Source organism: Streptomyces lincolnensis, assembly GCF_021173675.1.
Classification (GTDB): domain Bacteria; phylum Actinomycetota; class Actinomycetes; order Streptomycetales; family Streptomycetaceae; genus Streptomyces; species Streptomyces lincolnensis_B.
Window position 1 is genome coordinate 1 of the sequence record NZ_JAIHON010000036.1, and the last position, 1,885, is coordinate 1,885.

Sequence of the window (1,885 nt, forward strand, 5' to 3'; positions counted from 1 at the left end):
CACCCCCTTCGAGGGGCGCTGTGGAGGGGGTTTTCGGGGTGCTGACCTGTATGCCTCCCCGCCTCCCCGAAATGATGTTTTCGCTGATCAGTGCGGGGGATGCGTGCCGGGGAGGGGGTTGGGGAGTTCTCCCCGCCTCCCCGGCACGGGCGGGTCTGCCTCCCCGCTATCCGGCGGCGGAAGTGGAATCCTCGTCGTCGCGGTGGGCGAGGGCACGCAGGACGTGGTCGCGGTGGACGACCATGCGCCCGTGGGACTTCTTGGGCTCCTCGCCTTCGGCCTCCAGCACGCGCTTGAGGTCGCCGTTGGTCCAGGTGCCGTAGGTGTCCTCGCTGAGCATCGCGAGCCGCTTGAGGACATCGGTGGTGGGCAGCCGGGAGGCGTCGCCGATGGCGGCGGCGATGTCGGCGAGCGCATCGCGCTCCTCGCCCCGCTCGATCACGGTCAGCGTGGTCACCCCGTCGCGCAGGGCGCGGGCGCGGTCGGCGATGGCCTTGGCGGGGTCGTCGTCGATGAAGTGGGTGCGGACCGTGATGGAGGACTGGCCCTTGGGCATGTCGATGCCGTCGGAGGCGACGACCAGGGTTCCCTTGTCCAGGCCCTGGCGCAGCAAGTGCGGGGCGGCCCCGTCCTCGACTGCCTTGTCCCCGAGCGCCATCTTGGCCTGTGACTCGGAGCCGAGCACGAGGGAGGCGCGGGTGTGGGCGCCCTCGCGGACCAGCTTGGGCAGGTTCTGGTCGGTGGGGTCCTGGGTGCCCTGCCACAGCAGCACGTCGACCGCGCGGCCCTGGTTGTGGATGGTCCGGGCGGCCATGAAGTAGCGGCTGGTGGCCTTGGAGCCGCCGTAGGGGCGCTTCTTGTCGTCAACGGCCGGGCACATGAACGCCTTCTGCGCCTCGTCCACCAGCACGATCAGCGGTCGGAAGACCGCGCTGGGGTTGTCCTTGAGGACCTCAAGGCGGCGGTTCATCTCGGTGACGGCGTCCTCGACCATCTCGGTTGCCTGGATGCAGTGGTCATCGGCGGGGCCTTCGATCAGTACGTCGGCGATGCCGTGGAGCATGGACCAGTCACCGGCGCCCTTGAGGTCGGCGACCCAGAACTGCACGGAGCGGTCCAGCGCGAGCCACAGGACCACGGAGCGCAGGGCGGCGGTCTTGCCCTGGTTGGAGCGGCCGGTGATGAGCAGGTGCCGTTGATACACGCTCAGCTCGGCACCGTCGCCGCGCAGGTCACGGCCCCACGGCGCCTTGCCGGTCTTGTAGTTGGCGGTCATCGTCTCGTCCGTGACCAGCGGGGAGGGGCCGATCGGCTCGTCCAGCGCGCCGGAGTCGGCGATCCACAGGCGCACGGTGCGGGCGGCCTCGGGGATGGTGATGTACACCTCGTGCTCGTGCCGGGTCAGGTTCTCTGCCAGCTTGCGCCGCCTGCTCTGCACCTCGTTGGTGGCCACGCCGGAGGGCAGGGTGACGTCGACCTCGACTCCGCATCCGGCGATCGTGATCGGTCCGAGCATGGAGGCGCCGGCGTCGCCCATCTCCTTGATGGCGGTGCGCAGGGCGGGGATGCCGAGATCCCGCAGGGCCTTGACGACGATGGACGGGGTGATCGGCTCACCCTCACTACTGCGGATGTTGGCGGGCAGGGCCCACTGGGGTGCGGCCTGCTGCTTGCTGCCAACGGTCCACATGCCCAGCAGGGCCAACAACGGGCCGATCACGAGGGCGGGGCCCCACACGACCTGCACGATCCTGATCAGCAGGCCGATGAACTCAATCGTGGCCGCAAGCGGGGTGATGACGTCGGTGATGTCGTGGTTGTTGATGGCCATCACGACGCCGAGCGCGACCAGGACGCCGATGCTCATGCCGACGCCGACCCCGAC

General features: G+C 69.5%; 1 protein-coding gene. It reads right to left on the bottom strand.

The window, feature by feature from the left end; genetic code table 11:
* Positions 1 to 166: 166 nt before the first annotated feature.
* Positions 167 to 1,885: FtsK/SpoIIIE domain-containing protein (locus K4B79_RS47435; RefSeq protein ID WP_232033708.1), on the bottom strand; the 1,719-nt coding region annotated here is incomplete at its 5' end.